Origin of the sequence: Burkholderia sp. RF2-non_BP3, assembly GCF_001522185.1 — a bacterium.
Lineage (GTDB): Bacteria > Pseudomonadota > Gammaproteobacteria > Burkholderiales > Burkholderiaceae > Burkholderia > Burkholderia diffusa.
Genome location: NZ_LOSU01000057.1, coordinates 84552 through 98350, shown reverse-complemented (window position 1 = coordinate 98350; position 13799 = coordinate 84552). Strand labels below are relative to the sequence as shown.

The following is a 13799-nucleotide window of genomic DNA, read 5'->3' as shown; positions in this document are numbered from 1 at the left end:
CCGATCGCTCGTCCGGCTTCAACGTCGTCGAGGGGCCGCATCGACGGCGCCCCTCATGCCGGCCGCCGCGTGCCGCGTCTCATCAACTTGCGGCGCCGTTCTCCGCCTCGGGTTCTTCCGTCGGCTTCGGCACGAAGAAGCGCGCGGCCAGCAGCCCGATCTCGAACAGCACGACGAGCGGCAGCGCGAGCATCAGCTGCGAGAACACGTCCGGCGGCGTGACGACCGCCGCGACGACGAACGCGCCGACGATCACGTACGGCCGCATCTCCTTCAGCTTCTTCAGCGTCAGCACGCCCATCCGGACGAGCAGCACGACGACGATCGGCACCTCGAACGTGACCCCGAACGCGATGAACATCCCGAGCACGAAGCTCAGGTAGTTGTCGATGTCGGTCGACATCTCCGCGCCGAGCGGCGCGTTGTAGTGCGCCATCACGCGGAAGATCGTCGGGAACACGAGGAAGTATGCGAACGCCATCCCGCACAGGAACAGGACGTAGCTGCTGCCGACGAGCGGCGCGACGAGCTTCTTCTCGTGCTGATACAAGCCCGGCGCGACGAACGCCCAGATCTGGTACAGCACGATCGGCAGCGCGATCACGAGCGCGACGAGCATCGTGACCTTCATCGGCACGAAGAACGAGCCGGTGACGTCGGTCACGATCATCCTGCCGCCCTTCGGCAGGTTTTCCATCAGCGGCCGCGCGAGCAGCCGGAAGATGTCGGGCGCCCAGTACACGAGCCCGAGGAACACGACGATCACGGCCAGCCCCGCGCGAATGATGCGATCGCGAAGCTCGACGAGATGGGAAATGAAGGTTTCTTCCGGGGCGTCGCCCGGATTCTGCTGCGGGTCGCTCACACCGGCCCTCGGTAGGATTGACGAGCGAGCATGCGCTCGACTCAGAAGAAGCGCGTCGGCCGGCGCAGGCTGGCCGGCTGATGGCGCGCGACACGCGCGGCGCCCGACTGCACGTGCGTGCGGCGGGTCGTCGCGCGCTTGTACCAGACAGGCGTCGCCGCCTGTTTCACACGCCAGTTGCGACGCTTCGGCGCGAGCGCGGCCGTGCTGCCGCGCCACGACGGCGCCGCGGGCGTGTCGGAGCCGTACGTGCCGGCATCGACCGAGCCTTCGTTAAGGCCGCCGACCGCGGAATTCCACGTGTCGTTCAGTTCCTTCTCGTGCTCGCGCAGGTTGTCGTGAATCGTCGTCTCGACATTGCGCGCGGCCGACTCGAAATCGGTCTTCATCGTCCGCAGCGCGTCGAGTTCGATTTCGCGCGAGACCTCGGCCTTCACGTCGTTGATGTACCGCTGCGCGCGGCCGAACAATGCGCCGGCCGTACGCGCGACGCGCGGCAGGCGCTCGGGGCCGAGCACCACGAGCGCGACGACGCCGATCAGCGCCATCTTCGAAAGACCGAGATCCAGCATCGCGAATGCCTGTCAGCGTGCCGGCGTTACGCCTTGTTCGAGTCGGAACGCGTCGTTTCCTTCGCGTTGACGTCGACCGAACCCGAGCGCGGCAGTTGCTGCGCATCCGCCGGTGTCTCGCCTTCCTTCATGCCGTCCTTGAAACCCTTCACGGCGCTGCCGAGGTCGTTGCCGATGTTGCGCAGCTTCTTCGTACCGAAAACCAGCGCGACGATCAGCAGCACGATCAGCCAGTGCCAAATGCTCAATCCACCCATGATGAAACCTCTCCTCAACCACGCCGCGTCGCGGCGCAAATCGCCGGCGGCACGCCGGCTTCGACTATCGATGCGGGGAAACGCCCCGCCACGTCAACCCATCCGCAACCACGGGCGCGGGCCGGCCAGGATATGCGCGTGCAGGTGGTAGACCTCCTGCCCGCCGCCGGGGCCCGTGTTGATCACCGTGCGAAACCCGGTCTCGCCCCCCGTGTACGCAACGCCGAGCTGGTCGGCCAGACGGGCGACCAGCAGCATCAGCCGGCCGAGCATCGGCGCATCGGCCTCGCTCGCCGCCGACAGCGTCGGCACGTGCCGGCGCGGAATCACGAGCACGTGCGTCTCGGCCGCCGGGCGGATGTCGCGGAACGCGACGAATTCGTCGTCCTCGTGCACCTTCGTGCTCGGGATCTCGCCCGCCGCGATCTTGCAGAACAGGCAATTCGGATCGTGACTCATGTTGCTCCTGCGAAACGCCCGCGCGCCGGTCAGAACCAGGCCTGCGGATCGAGCGTCTTGTTGTCGTTCAGGTACAGCCAACCTTTGATGATACGGTACAGCGTCCAAATCCATGTGACAAACATGACGACGAATCCCACCACCACGAACATCAGCGCGAAGCCGATCACGTAGGCGATCAGCGCGCGCCAGAACGTGCGGATCTGCCACTCGAAATGGTCGGCGTACGGCGTGCCGGCCACGTCGTCGCGCTTCACGTAGTTGATGATGATCGCGATGATCCCGGTGACGCCGCCCGTCAGCCAATGAATCGCGTAGAGGCCGTACAGCACGTGCGTCAGCGTGCGCAGACCTTTCAGTCGCTCGGCGTCCGCTGCGCCCGGCACCGACGGTGTCGGAAACTGGCTCGGCGTATCGGTCATGATGCTACCCCCGTTAGATGACAATTCTTACAGCTTACCGCACTGGCGTCGGCGCGGCAGGCCGCGCGTCGTCACCCGCCGTTTTCCTCGCGCTCCCGACGCTTGCGCAGCGCCTTTTCCTCGATGCCCGACAGCCCTTCGCGGCGCTCGAGCTCGGCGATCACGTCGGCCGGGCTCAGGTCGAAATGCGACAGCATCACGAGGCAGTGGAACCACAGGTCGGCCACCTCGCCGACCAGCGCCGTCGGCGCGCCGCCCTGGCGCACGTCCTTCGCGGCCAGCACGACTTCGGTCGCCTCTTCGCCGATCTTCTTCAACACCGCGTCGTCGCCCTTGTGGAACAGGCGCGATACGTACGATTGTTCGGGGTCGCCGCCCTTGCGGCTATCGATCACGGCCGCGAGGCGCAGCAGCGTGTCTTCGGTCGATTGCGTCATTTGTAGATGTGTTCGGGGTCTTTCAGCACCGGATCGACCGCGACCCAGTCGCCGCTGTCCACGGTGCCTTCGAATTTCTGGAAGAAGCACGAATGCCGGCCGGTGTGGCATGCGATGCCCGACACCTGCTCGACCTTCAGCAGCACGACGTCCTCGTCGCAGTCGAGCCGCACCTCGTGCACGTGCTGCACGTGGCCCGACTCCTCGCCCTTGAACCACAGGCGCTTGCGCGAACGCGAATAGTAGACCGCGCGCTGCGTCTCGATCGTCTTCGCCAGCGCCTCGCGGTTCATCCACGCGAACATCAGCACGTCGTTCGTCGACGCTTCCTGCGCGATCACCGGCACGAGGCCGTTGTCGTCCCAGCGGACCTTGTCGAGCCACGCGGGGGATTTCGTTTCCGTCGTCATCACAGCCTCACCGGAATGCCCTGATCGGCCATGAAGCGCTTCGCCTCGCCGACCGTGTGCTCGCCGTAGTGGAAGATGCTCGCGGCCAGCACTGCGTCGGCGCGGCCGTCCTTGATGCCGTCCGCGAGGTCCTGCAGCGAGCCCACGCCGCCCGACGCGATCACCGGCACCGGCACCGCGTCCGACACGCCGCGCGTGAGCGCGAGGTCGAAGCCGGACTTCGTGCCGTCGCGGTCCATGCTCGTGAGCAGGATTTCGCCCGCGCCGAGCTCGGCCATCTTGCGCGCCCATTCGATCGCGTCGATGCCCGTGCCCTTGCGGCCGCCGTGCGTGAAGACTTCCCAGCGCGGCGCCTCGCCGTCGGCCGACACGCGCTTCGCGTCGATCGCGACGACGATGCACTGCGAGCCGTACTTGTCGGCCGCGTCGCGCACGAGCTGCGGGTTCGCGACCGCCGACGAATTCATGCTGACCTTGTCCGCGCCGGCGTTCAACAGGCGCCGAACGTCCTCGACGGCGCGCACGCCGCCGCCGACGGTCAGCGGAATGAAGACCTGCGACGCGACGGCCTCGATGATCGGCAGGATCAGGTCGCGCTGGTCGGAGGTCGCGGTGATGTCGAGGAACGTCAGTTCGTCGGCGCCCTGGTCGTCGTAGCGGCGGGCGATTTCGACGGGATCGCCGGCATCGCGCAGTTCGACGAAGTTGACGCCCTTGACGACACGCCCGGCGGTCACGTCCAGGCAGGGGATGATGCGTTTAGCTAGAGCCATGATGTTGCGCCAAATGCCGCGATGGGACGGCCGGTTACGGACGCCTCGCGCGAGGCGTCCGGTCGGGGCCGCCTGCTGGCGACCCCGGCGAACGGAACGACCGCGCTCAGGCGTCGTCGAGTTCGCCGTTCAGTTCGTCCGCGCGTTTTTGCGCGGCCGCGAAATCGAGATCGCCGGAGTAGATCGCACGTCCGCAAATCACGCCTTCGACGCCGTGTTCCTCCACTTCGCAGAGGTTCTCGATGTCGGTGAGGTTCGACAGGCCGCCGCTTGCGATCACCGGAATGCCGACCGCCTGGGCGAGCTTCACGGTTGCTTCGATGTTGATGCCCTGCAGCATCCCGTCGCGGCCGATGTCCGTGTAGACGATCGATTCGACGCCGTAGTCCTCGAACTTGCGCGCGAGATCGATCACCTCGTGGCCCGTCAGCTTGCTCCAGCCGTCGGTCGCGACCTTGCCGTCCTTCGCGTCCAGCCCGACGATGATGTTGCCCGCGAACGCGGTGCACGCGTCCTGCAGGAAGCCCGGGTCCTTCACGGCCGCGGTGCCGATGATCACGTAGGAGAGGCCGGCGTCGAGATACTTCTCGATCGTCTCGAGGCTGCGGATGCCGCCGCCGAGCTGCACGGGGATTTCGTCGCCGACTTCGTCGAGGATCGCTTCGATCGCTTCGAGATTCTTCGGCTTGCCGGCGAACGCGCCGTTCAGGTCGACCAGATGCAGCCGCCGGGCGCCGAGATCGACCCACTTGCGGGCCATCGCCGCCGGGTCCTCGGAGAAAATCGTGGCCTGGTCCATATCGCCCTGTTTGAGGCGCACACACTGACCGTCTTTGAGATCGATGGCCGGAATCAGCAACATAGCAATCGGGTGTCGTCGTGGAAAATGAAAAGAATCCGGCGCGCACCGGCCAAACCGGTGCCGCGCCGTCTCGCTAGTTTAGTACAACTCTTTCGGCGCATAGGGCCTGTTCCCGCCAATAGCGGGCTTGCGAACGGGCCTTTCCGGCCCGCCGACTGTGGCACGCACACGACGTTCACGGTTTCCAGTGTACGAAGTTGCGATACAGACGCAACCCGACCTCCGCGCTTTTCTCGGGGTGGAATTGGGTCGCGAAGAGGTTGTCCCGCGCGACCGCGGACGTAAACGGCGCGCCGTATGCCGTTTCGCCGACCGTGTGCGCCGGGTTGTCCGGGCGCACGTAATAGCTGTGCACGAAGTAGAAATACGCGTCGTCGGGCACGCCGTCCCACAGCGGGTGCGGCTGCGACTGGTGCACGCGGTTCCAGCCCATCTGCGGCACCTTGAAGCGCGAGCCGTCGTCCTGCAGCCGGCCGTCGAGCTCGAAGCGCACGACCTTGCCGGGCAACAGGCCCAGACCCTTCGTGTCGCCTTCCGCGCTCCAGTCGAACAGCATCTGCTCGCCGACGCACACGCCCAGCAGCGGCTTCGTGCGCGACGCCTCGATCACTGCTTCCTGCAGCCCCGATTCGCCGAGGCAGCGCATGCAGTCGGGCATCGCGCCCTGGCCGGGCAGCACGACGCGGTCGGCCGCGCGAATCGCGGCCGGCGTATCGACGATCGCCACGTCGGCGGCCGGTTCGGCCTTCTTGAGCGCCTGCGCGACCGAGCGCAGGTTGCCCATCCCATAATCCACAATCGCAATCGAAGTTTTCATCTCAGTGCAGGCAGTAGCGCCCTCAGTCCATTGACGATGAATTCCACCGCCAGCGCCGACAGCATCAAACCCATCAGCCGCGTGGCGATGTTGATGCCGGTGCGGCCGATCCAGTTCGCGATCGGCTCGGCAAGCCGCATCGCGAAGAAACACAGCAGAGCCAGGACCGCGCCGATCGCGACGAGTCCGGCTCGCTCATACCAGTGATGCGAGTTCGCCGCATAGATGATCACCGTGCTGATCGAGCCGGGGCCCGTGAGCAGCGGAATCGCCAGCGGCACGACCGCGATGTTGTCCTTCAGCTCGGCCTCGTGGCGCTCCTCCGGCGTCGATCGCGTGTTGCCGATCTGCGCGTTCAGCATGTTGATCGCCATCAGCAACATGATGATGCCGCCGCCCACTTCAAGGGAGCCGACCGAAATGCCGAAGAAATCGATGATCTGCTGCCCGAGCAGCGTCGTCACCGTCATCACGCAGAACACCGACACCGACGCGATCCGGATCGTGCGGCGCCGCTCGATGTCCGACTGCTGCGCCGTCAGGCTCAGGAAAAACGGCACCGCGCCGATCGGGTTGATCAGCGCCAGCAGCGAAATGAACGATTTGAGCAGATCCATCGCAAGCCGGCGCGCCGCGCCGAAGCCGTGAGGTTGTCGTTGGCGTCCTGTCCGTTCGGAAGTTAGAGGCTGCCCTTCGTCGACGGAATCTGTCCCGCCGCGCGCTCGTCGAGCTCCACCGCCGCACGGAGCGCCCGGCCGAAGGCCTTGAACACCGTTTCGAGCTGATGATGCGCGTTGATGCCGCGCAGGTTGTCGATGTGCAGTGTGACGCCCGCGTGGTTCACGAACCCGCGGAAGAATTCGATGGAGAGATCGACGTCGAACGTGCCGATCCGCGCACGCGTGAACGGTACGTGGAATTCAAGACCGGGCCGGCCCGAGAAATCGATCACGACGCGCGACAGCGCCTCGTCGAGCGGCACGTACGAATGGCCGTAGCGGCGGATGCCCTTCTTGTCGCCGATCGCCTTCGCGACGGCCTGACCGAGCGTGATGCCGACATCCTCGACCGTGTGGTGGTCGTCGATATGGGTATCGCCATGCGCTTCGACCTCGAGATCGATCAGACCATGTCGCGCGATCTGGTCGAGCATATGGTCGAGAAACGGCACGCCGGTGGCCAGCTTCTGCCGGCCCGTCCCGTCGAGATCGAGCTTCACACGGATCTGCGTTTCGCTGGTATTGCGAACGACTTCCGCCACACGCATGGCAATTCCTTGATTGAGTCTGATGTAAATGGGGATTGATCGTCACGCGCCGCCGCGCCGTGGGCTCAACCGGGCAGTGCGAGTTTCAAAGCAGCCAGCAGGCGCGCGTTTTCGTCGGGAGAACCGACGGTCAGCCGCACGCATTCGGACAGCAACGGATGCATTTTACTCACGTTTTTGACCAGCACCCGCTCCGTGAGCAGCGCATCGAACACGGCGGCTGCGTCCGGCACGCGCACCAGCAGGAAATTGCCGGCGCTCGGGAACACCGTCGTGCCCGGCAGCGCGGCCACGGCCTGCGCGAGGCGCGTGCGTTCCGCACGCAGTTCGGCCGCCTGCGCGTCGAGCACGTCGAGGTGGTCGAGCAGGAAATCGGCGGTTGCCTGGGTCAGCACGTTGATGTTGTACGGCGGGCGCACCTTGTCGAACTCGGTCAGCCACGCCGGAAGCCCGGCGAGATAGCCGAGGCGGATCCCCGCGAGGCCGAGCTTCGACACCGTGCGCATCACGACGACGTTGTCGAACTCGGCGGCGCGCGGCAGCCACGAACGCTCCGCGAACGGCTGGTACGCCTCGTCGATCACGATCAGGCTGTGCGGCGCGGCCGCGATGATCCGCTCGACGTCGGCCTCGTCGTACAGCGTGCCGGTCGGGTTGTTCGGGTAAGCGAGATAGACGAGCGCGGGCCGGTGCTCGGCGATCGCCGCGATCATCGCGTCGGCGTCGAGCGTCAGGTCGGCCTTGAGCGGCACGCCGACGAATTCGAGCTGCGCGAACTTCGCCGACAACTCGTACATCACGAAACCCGGCACCGGTGCGAGCACCTTCGCGCCCGGTTTCGCACACGCCACCGACATCATGCTGATGATTTCGTCCGAGCCGTTGCCGAGCAGCACGTCGCATGCGGCCGGCACGCCCATCGCGCGGCGCAGCTTGTCGAGCAGCGCGCCCGGGCGCGGCGCCGGGTAGCGGTTCAGCGCGACCTGCGCGAGGCGTTCGCCGAGCGCCGCCGCGAGCGGTGCCGGCAGCGAATACGGGTTCTCCATCGCGTCGAGCTTCACGAAGCCGCTCGCGTCGGGCACCGGGTAGCTCGTCATCGCGAGCACGTCGCGGCGGATGATGTCTTGTGGCGTCGTCATGGTCTCAAGCCGGCGTGCGTCGCGCCGGCGTCAAATGGTCGGCAAGGCGGCGGCTGCCGCCCTGCGCCGGGCCTCCTCGTCGACCGGAACCGCTGCATCGGCGGCGGCTCCGGCGCGCGTCACCCCTTCATCCGGAGCTCGGCGCTGCGCGCGTGCGCCTGCAGCCCTTCGCCGTATGCAAGCTCCGAGGCGATCTCGCCCAGCGTCTGCGCACCTTCGGCGCTGACTTCGATCAGGCTCGAACGCTTGATGAAGTCGTACACGCCGAGCGGCGACGAGAAGCGCGCGGTGCGCGACGTCGGCAGCACGTGATTCGGGCCCGCGCAGTAGTCGCCGAGGCTTTCGCTCGTGTAGCGGCCGAGGAAGATCGCGCCGGCGTGGCGGATTTGCTGGCCCCATTGCTGCGGCTCCAGCGCGGAAATCTCGAGGTGCTCCGGCGCGATGTCGTTCGCGATCCGGCACGCTTCGGCCATGTCGCGCACCTTGATCAGCGCGCCGCGGCCTTCCAGCGACGCGCGGATCACGTCCTGGCGCGGCATCGTCGGCAGCAGCTCGTCGATCGCCTTCTCGACGCGCTCGAGGAACGCGGCGTCCGGGCACAGCAGGATCGACTGCGCAAGCTCGTCGTGTTCGGCCTGCGAGAACAGGTCCATCGCGACCCAGCTCGGATCGGTCGTACCGTCGCACAGCACGAGGATTTCCGACGGGCCGGCGATCATGTCGATGCCGACCGTGCCGAACACGCGGCGCTTCGCCGACGCGACGTATGCATTGCCCGGCCCGCAGATCTTGTCGACCGGCGGCACCGTGGCCGTGCCGTATGCGAGCGCGCCGACCGCCTGCGCGCCGCCGATCGTGAACACGCGATCGACGCCGCCAAGCAGCGCCGCAGCGAGCACGAGGTCGTTCTTCACGCCGTCCGGGGTCGGCACGACCATCACGATCTCGCCGACGCCCGCGACGCGCGCGGGAATCGCGTTCATCAGCACCGACGACGGATACGCGGCCTTGCCGCCCGGCACGTACAGGCCGACGCGGTCGAGCGGCGTGATCTTCTGGCCGAGCACCGTGCCGTCGCTTTCCGTGTACTGCCAGCTATGGGTGCCGCACTCGATCTTCTGTTTCTCGTGGTACGCACGCACGCGCGCGGCAGCGGCTTCCAGCGCCGCGCGCGCCTTCGGCGCGAGGCCGTCGAGCGCCGTCTGCAGCGCGTCCTGCGGCAGTTCGAGCGCGGCGACGCTGCTGGCGTCCAGCCGGTCGAAGCGGTTCGTGTACTCGAGCACCGCGGCGTCGCCGCGCGACTTCACGTCGGCGAGAATTTTCGCGACCGACTGCTCGATCGCTTCGTCCTCGCTCGCCTCGAACGCGAGCACCGCACGCAGCGCGGCGTCGAAGCCGTCGCTCGTCGAATCGAGTTTGCGGATGGTGATGGCCATGGGAATTCCGTTACGGTGATGCGCTCAATTGCCATTCTGCGACGCGCGTTCGAACGCGTCGAGAATCGGCTTGAGCGCCGCGCGCTTCAACTTCAGCGCAGCCTGGTTCACGACGAGGCGCGACGAGATCGCCATGATCTCCTCGACCTCGACCAGATTGTTCGCCTTCAGCGTGCCGCCCGAGCTGACGAGGTCGACGATCGCGTCGGCCAGCCCGACCAGCGGCGCCAGCTCCATCGAGCCGTACAGCTTGATCAGGTCGACGTGCACGCCTTTCGCGGCGAAGTGCTCGCGTGCCGTTTCGACGTATTTGGTCGCGACCCGCAGGCGTGCGCCCTGGCGCACCGCGTTCGCATAGTCGAAACCGGCCGGCACCGCCACCGACATCCGGCAGCGCGCAATGTTCAGGTCGATCGGCTGGTACAGGCCCGAGCCGCCGTGCTCGACCAGCACGTCCTTGCCGGCCACGCCGAAATCGGCCGCGCCGTATTCGACGTAGGTCGGCACGTCGCTCGCACGCACGATGATCACGCGCAGGTTCGGATCGGTCGTCGGCAGGATCAGCTTGCGCGACGTTTCCGGATCCTCGGCCACCTGCACGCCGGCGGCCGCCAGCAGCGGCAGGGTTTCCTCGAAAATCCGGCCCTTCGACAGGGCGAGGGTCAGCGGCGCGGTCATGCTTGGCTCCCGGAGAGGCGGCGCACGTTCGCGCCGACGGCGGTCAGTTTGGTTTCCATGCGGTCGTAGCCGCGGTCCAGGTGATAGATGCGGTCGACGAGCGTTTCGCCTTCGGCGCGCAGCCCGGCGATCACGAGGCTCGCCGACGCGCGCAGGTCGGTCGCCATCACGTTCGCGCCGGACAGCTTGTCGACGCCGGTCACGAGCGCCGTGTTGCCGTCGATCGTGATGTTCGCGCCGAGCCGGTTCAGCTCCTGCACGTGCATGAAGCGGTTCTCGAAAATGGTCTCGACGACCTGCGCGGTGCCCGTCGCGACCGAATTGAGGGCCATGAACTGCGCCTGCATGTCGGTCGGAAACGCCGGGTATTCCGACGTGCGGATCGTCACCGCCGACGGGCGGCGGTCCATCTTCACGCGCAGCCAGCTGTCGCCTTCCTCGATCGACACGCCGGCCTCGCGCAGCTTGTCGATCACCGCGTCGAGGATGTGCGGGCGCACGCCCGTCAGCATCACGTCGCCGCCCGCCGCCGCGACCGCGCACAGGAACGTGCCGGCCTCGATGCGGTCGGGAATCACCGAATGGCGTGCGCCATGCAGCCGCTCGACACCCTGGATCACGAGGCGGTCGGTGCCGATGCCGTCGATTTTCGCGCCCATCGCGACCAGCAGGTGCGCGAGATCGCTCACTTCCGGCTCGCGCGCCGCGTTCTCGATCACCGTCTCGCCATCGGCCAGCGTCGCGGCCATCAGCAGGTTTTCCGTGCCCGTCACCGTGATCATGTCGGTCACGATGCGCGCGCCCTTCAGGCGCTTCGCGCGCGCCTCGATGAAGCCGTGCTCGATGCTGATCTCGGCGCCCATCGCCTGCAGGCCCTTGATGTGCTGGTCGACCGGCCGCGCGCCGATCGCGCAGCCGCCCGGCAGCGACACCTTCGCCTCGCCGAAGCGCGCGAGCAGCGGCCCGAGCACGAGGATCGACGCGCGCATCGTCTTGACGAGCTCGTACGGCGCGACGAGGTTGTCGACGCGCGACGCGTCGAGTTGCACCCGGCAGCCGTCCGTTTCGCTCTTCACGCCCATCTGGCTCAGCACCTTCAGCGTGGTGCGCACGTCCTTCAGGTTCGGCACGTTGTCGAGTTCGACCGGCTCGGCGCTGAGCAGCCCCGCGCACAGGATCGGCAGCGCGGCGTTCTTCGCGCCCGACACGACGATCTCGCCCGACAACCGGCGACCGCCTTCGATCACCAGCTTGTCCATCCCATGTCCCTGCGATTCCCCGTTGGCGGCCGGGTGTGCCGTGGCGACGCTCTGGACGGCGTCGCGCTCGTTGACGGTGACTTGCACTCAGTGGTTCCGGTTATGCGTTCTGCCATTCGGCGGGCGTCAGCGTCTTCATGCTGAGCGCGTGAATTTCCTGCTTCATGCGATCGCCGAGCGCCGCATAAACGAGCTGGTGCCGCTGGATCGGCCGCTTGCCTTCGAAGGCCGCCGACACGATCGTCGCGAAGAAATGCTGGCCGTCGCCTTCGACTTCCAGATGAGTGCAGGCGAGACCGCCGGCGATGTATTGCTTGACCTGTTCGGGAGTCGGCAACATGAGGGGCTCCTGTCGGCGCGCGCCGCCCGCGGCGGCCGCCGCCGTCGATATCAATGACGCAGTTTGTAGCCGGTCGCGAGCAGCCGCATCGCGAACATCGCGAGCAGCACGAAGAAACCGGTGACGATCGCGAGGCTCGTGAGCGGGTTGATGTCGGACGCGCCGAAGAACCCGTAACGGAAGCCGTCGATCATGTAGAAAAACGGGTTGAGACGCGAGATCTCGCGCCACACGGGCGGCAGCGAGTGCGTCGAATAGAACACGCCGGACAGGAACGTCAGCGGCATGATCAGGAAGTTCTGAAACGCGGCGAGCTGGTCGAACTTCTCGGCCCAGATGCCGGCGATCAGCCCGAGCGTGCCGAGGATCGCCGAGCCGAGCAGCGCGAACGCGATGATGAACAACGGCGCCGCGAAATGCATCGGGATAAACCAGATCGTCACGACGAACACGCCCGTGCCGACCGCGAGCCCGCGCACGACGGACGCAAGGACGTACGCGCCGAAGATGTCCCTGTAGGACAACGGCGGCAGCAGCACGAACACGAGGTTGCCGGTGATCTTCGACTGGATCAGCGACGACGAGCTGTTCGCGAACGCGTTCTGCAGCACGCTCATCATCACGAGGCCCGGCACGAGAAAGCTCACGTACTCGACGCCCGGATACACCTCGACGCGGCCCGACAGCGCATGGCCGAAGATCGTCAGGTACAGCAGCGCCGTCACGATCGGCGCGCACACCGTCTGGAACGACACTTTCCAGAAGCGCAGGAGTTCCTTGTAGAACAGCGTTTGAAAACCGCTCATGCCAGACCCTCGATGACCTCGGCCCCGTTCATCACCTGGACGAACACATCCTCGAGGTCGGCCTTGCGGACCTCGATCTCGTCGAACGTGCAGCCGGCCGCGCGACACTGCGCAAGGATGCGCTCGACATCGTCGTAGCTCGTGAGGCGCAGCAGATGCTCGCCCGGCGCGCGCGCGGCCGGATCGGTCTCCAGCCCGCGCAGCTCGGCGGGCAGCGCGCCGGTCGAGAACCGCAGGTACAGCTGCAGGCCCGCGAAGCGGCGCAGCAGCGCGTCGGTGCGATCGAGCGCGACGACTTCACCGCGACGCAGCATCGCGATGCGGTCGCACAGCGACTCGGCTTCTTCCAGGTAATGGGTGGTCAGGACGATCGTGTGGCCCTCGCGGTTCAGCCGCGAGATGAACTGCCACAGCGTCTGGCGCAGTTCGACGTCGACGCCGGCGGTCGGCTCGTCGAGCACGATCACGGGCGGCCGGTGCACGAGCGCCTGCGCGACCAGCACGCGGCGCTTCATCCCGCCCGACAGCGCGCGCATGTTCGCGTCGGCCTTCTCGGTGAGGTCGAGATTGGCCATCACTTCGTCGATCCAGTCGTCGTTGTGGCGCAGCCCGAAATAGCCGGACTGGATCCGCAGCGTCTCGCGGACGGTGAAGAACGGGTCGAACACGAGTTCCTGCGGCACGACGCCGAGCGCACGGCGCGCATCGCGGAAGTCCTTGACGACGTCGTGGCCGCGCACCGAGATACTGCCTTCATCGGCCCGGGCAAGCCCGGCGAGGATACTGATGAGCGTGGTCTTGCCTGCGCCGTTCGGGCCGAGCAGACCGAAAAACTCGCCTTCCTCGACCGACAGGCTGACGCCCTTGAGCGCCTGAAGCGATTTGTAGCGCTTCTTGACGTGACGGATTTCTATGGCTGACATGACTGTGCGCGGCGCAAGGGCCGCGACGCCTATTCTGTGCTTGCTGCGAAAGAAAATGGGGGCCGGACGCCGATTGG

Annotated in this window: 19 protein-coding genes; all 19 read right to left on the bottom strand. The window is 66.6% G+C overall.

Features of this window, described 5'->3' with window-relative positions:
* Positions 1 to 82 precede the first annotated feature (82 nt).
* On the bottom strand, positions 83 to 865 hold the full coding sequence (gene tatC, locus WS45_RS27250) for a twin-arginine translocase subunit TatC (protein WP_044845948.1): 783 nt from the start codon (positions 863 to 865) through the stop codon (positions 83 to 85).
* Between the two features lie 41 nt (positions 866 to 906).
* Positions 907 to 1437 carry a Sec-independent protein translocase protein TatB gene (gene tatB, locus WS45_RS27245; protein ID WP_059535650.1) on the bottom strand — a complete coding sequence of 177 codons (531 nt, stop codon included), beginning with the start codon at positions 1435 to 1437 and terminating at the stop codon, positions 907 to 909.
* A 26-nt stretch (positions 1438 to 1463) separates the two neighbouring features.
* On the bottom strand, positions 1464 to 1694 hold the full coding sequence (tatA, locus tag WS45_RS27240; RefSeq protein ID WP_034183658.1) for a Sec-independent protein translocase subunit TatA: 231 nt from the start codon (positions 1692 to 1694) through the stop codon (positions 1464 to 1466).
* A 93-nt stretch (positions 1695 to 1787) separates the two neighbouring features.
* Positions 1788 to 2153, bottom strand: coding sequence for a histidine triad nucleotide-binding protein (locus WS45_RS27235; protein WP_044845951.1), 366 nt, complete (start codon positions 2151 to 2153; stop codon positions 1788 to 1790).
* A 29-nt stretch (positions 2154 to 2182) separates the two neighbouring features.
* Positions 2183 to 2575: a DUF4870 family protein gene (locus WS45_RS27230; protein WP_059449807.1), complete on the bottom strand. Its 393-nt coding sequence runs from the start codon at positions 2573 to 2575 to the stop codon at positions 2183 to 2185.
* 71 nt (positions 2576 to 2646) lie between these two features.
* Complete coding sequence (locus WS45_RS27225) at positions 2647 to 3012, bottom strand: phosphoribosyl-ATP diphosphatase (RefSeq protein WP_044845953.1); 366 nt, start codon at positions 3010 to 3012, stop codon at positions 2647 to 2649.
* Positions 3009 to 3422, bottom strand: coding sequence for a phosphoribosyl-AMP cyclohydrolase (gene hisI / locus WS45_RS27220; protein ID WP_059692364.1), 414 nt, complete (start codon positions 3420 to 3422; stop codon positions 3009 to 3011). Before hisI ends, WS45_RS27225 begins: the two co-directional genes overlap by 4 nt.
* The gene (gene hisF, locus WS45_RS27215) at positions 3422 to 4195 is read right to left on the bottom strand and encodes an imidazole glycerol phosphate synthase subunit HisF (RefSeq protein WP_059535646.1); all 774 of its coding nucleotides are present in this window, start codon (positions 4193 to 4195) and stop codon (positions 3422 to 3424) included. Before hisF ends, hisI begins: the two co-directional genes overlap by 1 nt.
* Before the next feature lie 106 nt (positions 4196 to 4301).
* A complete protein-coding gene (gene hisA / locus WS45_RS27210) occupies positions 4302 to 5057 on the bottom strand; it encodes a 1-(5-phosphoribosyl)-5-[(5-phosphoribosylamino)methylideneamino]imidazole-4-carboxamide isomerase (RefSeq protein WP_059535644.1) in 756 nt (251 codons plus the stop codon).
* Positions 5058 to 5232: 175 nt separating this feature from the next.
* Positions 5233 to 5874 (bottom strand): imidazole glycerol phosphate synthase subunit HisH, encoded by a 642-nt coding sequence (gene hisH, locus WS45_RS27205; protein WP_059535642.1) that lies wholly within the window; start codon positions 5872 to 5874, stop codon positions 5233 to 5235.
* Positions 5871 to 6491 carry a MarC family protein gene (locus tag WS45_RS27200; protein ID WP_059535640.1) on the bottom strand — a complete coding sequence of 207 codons (621 nt, stop codon included), beginning with the start codon at positions 6489 to 6491 and terminating at the stop codon, positions 5871 to 5873. The genes hisH and WS45_RS27200 overlap by 4 nt, the downstream gene beginning before the upstream one ends.
* Before the next feature lie 62 nt (positions 6492 to 6553).
* Positions 6554 to 7141 carry an imidazoleglycerol-phosphate dehydratase HisB gene (hisB, locus tag WS45_RS27195; RefSeq protein ID WP_006751804.1) on the bottom strand — a complete coding sequence of 196 codons (588 nt, stop codon included), beginning with the start codon at positions 7139 to 7141 and terminating at the stop codon, positions 6554 to 6556.
* Positions 7142 to 7206: 65 nt separating this feature from the next.
* Positions 7207 to 8280 (bottom strand): histidinol-phosphate transaminase, encoded by a 1074-nt coding sequence (gene hisC, locus WS45_RS27190; protein ID WP_059535638.1) that lies wholly within the window; start codon positions 8278 to 8280, stop codon positions 7207 to 7209.
* A gap of 119 nt (positions 8281 to 8399) precedes the next feature.
* A complete protein-coding gene (gene hisD, locus WS45_RS27185) occupies positions 8400 to 9716 on the bottom strand; it encodes a histidinol dehydrogenase (RefSeq protein WP_059692366.1) in 1317 nt (438 codons plus the stop codon).
* Positions 9717 to 9740: 24 nt separating this feature from the next.
* Positions 9741 to 10394 carry an ATP phosphoribosyltransferase gene (gene hisG / locus WS45_RS27180; RefSeq protein ID WP_006751807.1) on the bottom strand — a complete coding sequence of 218 codons (654 nt, stop codon included), beginning with the start codon at positions 10392 to 10394 and terminating at the stop codon, positions 9741 to 9743.
* A complete protein-coding gene (gene murA, locus WS45_RS27175; RefSeq protein ID WP_059702572.1) occupies positions 10391 to 11740 on the bottom strand; it encodes a UDP-N-acetylglucosamine 1-carboxyvinyltransferase in 1350 nt (449 codons plus the stop codon). The genes hisG and murA overlap by 4 nt, the downstream gene beginning before the upstream one ends.
* Before the next feature lie 13 nt (positions 11741 to 11753).
* Positions 11754 to 11993 carry a BolA family protein gene (locus WS45_RS27170; RefSeq protein ID WP_006477131.1) on the bottom strand — a complete coding sequence of 80 codons (240 nt, stop codon included), beginning with the start codon at positions 11991 to 11993 and terminating at the stop codon, positions 11754 to 11756.
* Positions 11994 to 12043: 50 nt separating this feature from the next.
* Positions 12044 to 12799, bottom strand: coding sequence for an ABC transporter permease (locus WS45_RS27165; RefSeq protein ID WP_059535633.1), 756 nt, complete (start codon positions 12797 to 12799; stop codon positions 12044 to 12046).
* On the bottom strand, positions 12796 to 13722 hold the full coding sequence (locus tag WS45_RS27160; RefSeq protein WP_059535631.1) for an ABC transporter ATP-binding protein: 927 nt from the start codon (positions 13720 to 13722) through the stop codon (positions 12796 to 12798). Before WS45_RS27160 ends, WS45_RS27165 begins: the two co-directional genes overlap by 4 nt.
* Between the last annotated feature and the right edge of the window lie 77 nt (positions 13723 to 13799).

Excerpts from the sequence above, each read along its gene's own strand:
- tatB (WP_059535650.1), bottom strand. The coding sequence starts at position 1,437 with ATGCTGGATCTCGGTCTTTCGAAGATGGCGCTGATCGGCGTCGTCGCG.
- tatA (WP_034183658.1), bottom strand. The coding sequence starts at position 1,694 with ATGGGTGGATTGAGCATTTGGCACTGGCTGATCGTGCTGCTGATCGTC.
- WS45_RS27235 (WP_044845951.1), bottom strand. The coding sequence starts at position 2,153 with ATGAGTCACGATCCGAATTGCCTGTTCTGCAAGATCGCGGCGGGCGAG.
- WS45_RS27230 (WP_059449807.1), bottom strand. The coding sequence starts at position 2,575 with ATGACCGATACGCCGAGCCAGTTTCCGACACCGTCGGTGCCGGGCGCA.
- WS45_RS27225 (WP_044845953.1), bottom strand. The coding sequence starts at position 3,012 with ATGACGCAATCGACCGAAGACACGCTGCTGCGCCTCGCGGCCGTGATC.
- hisI (WP_059692364.1), bottom strand. The coding sequence starts at position 3,422 with ATGACGACGGAAACGAAATCCCCCGCGTGGCTCGACAAGGTCCGCTGG.
- hisF (WP_059535646.1), bottom strand. The coding sequence starts at position 4,195 with ATGGCTCTAGCTAAACGCATCATCCCCTGCCTGGACGTGACCGCCGGG.
- hisA (WP_059535644.1), bottom strand. The coding sequence starts at position 5,057 with ATGTTGCTGATTCCGGCCATCGATCTCAAAGACGGTCAGTGTGTGCGC.
- hisH (WP_059535642.1), bottom strand. The coding sequence starts at position 5,874 with ATGAAAACTTCGATTGCGATTGTGGATTATGGGATGGGCAACCTGCGC.
- WS45_RS27200 (WP_059535640.1), bottom strand. The coding sequence starts at position 6,491 with ATGGATCTGCTCAAATCGTTCATTTCGCTGCTGGCGCTGATCAACCCG.
- hisB (WP_006751804.1), bottom strand. The coding sequence starts at position 7,141 with ATGCGTGTGGCGGAAGTCGTTCGCAATACCAGCGAAACGCAGATCCGT.
- hisC (WP_059535638.1), bottom strand. The coding sequence starts at position 8,280 with ATGACGACGCCACAAGACATCATCCGCCGCGACGTGCTCGCGATGACG.
- hisD (WP_059692366.1), bottom strand. The coding sequence starts at position 9,716 with ATGGCCATCACCATCCGCAAACTCGATTCGACGAGCGACGGCTTCGAC.
- hisG (WP_006751807.1), bottom strand. The coding sequence starts at position 10,394 with ATGACCGCGCCGCTGACCCTCGCCCTGTCGAAGGGCCGGATTTTCGAG.
- WS45_RS27170 (WP_006477131.1), bottom strand. The coding sequence starts at position 11,993 with ATGTTGCCGACTCCCGAACAGGTCAAGCAATACATCGCCGGCGGTCTC.
- WS45_RS27165 (WP_059535633.1), bottom strand. The coding sequence starts at position 12,799 with ATGAGCGGTTTTCAAACGCTGTTCTACAAGGAACTCCTGCGCTTCTGG.
- WS45_RS27160 (WP_059535631.1), bottom strand. The coding sequence starts at position 13,722 with ATGTCAGCCATAGAAATCCGTCACGTCAAGAAGCGCTACAAATCGCTT.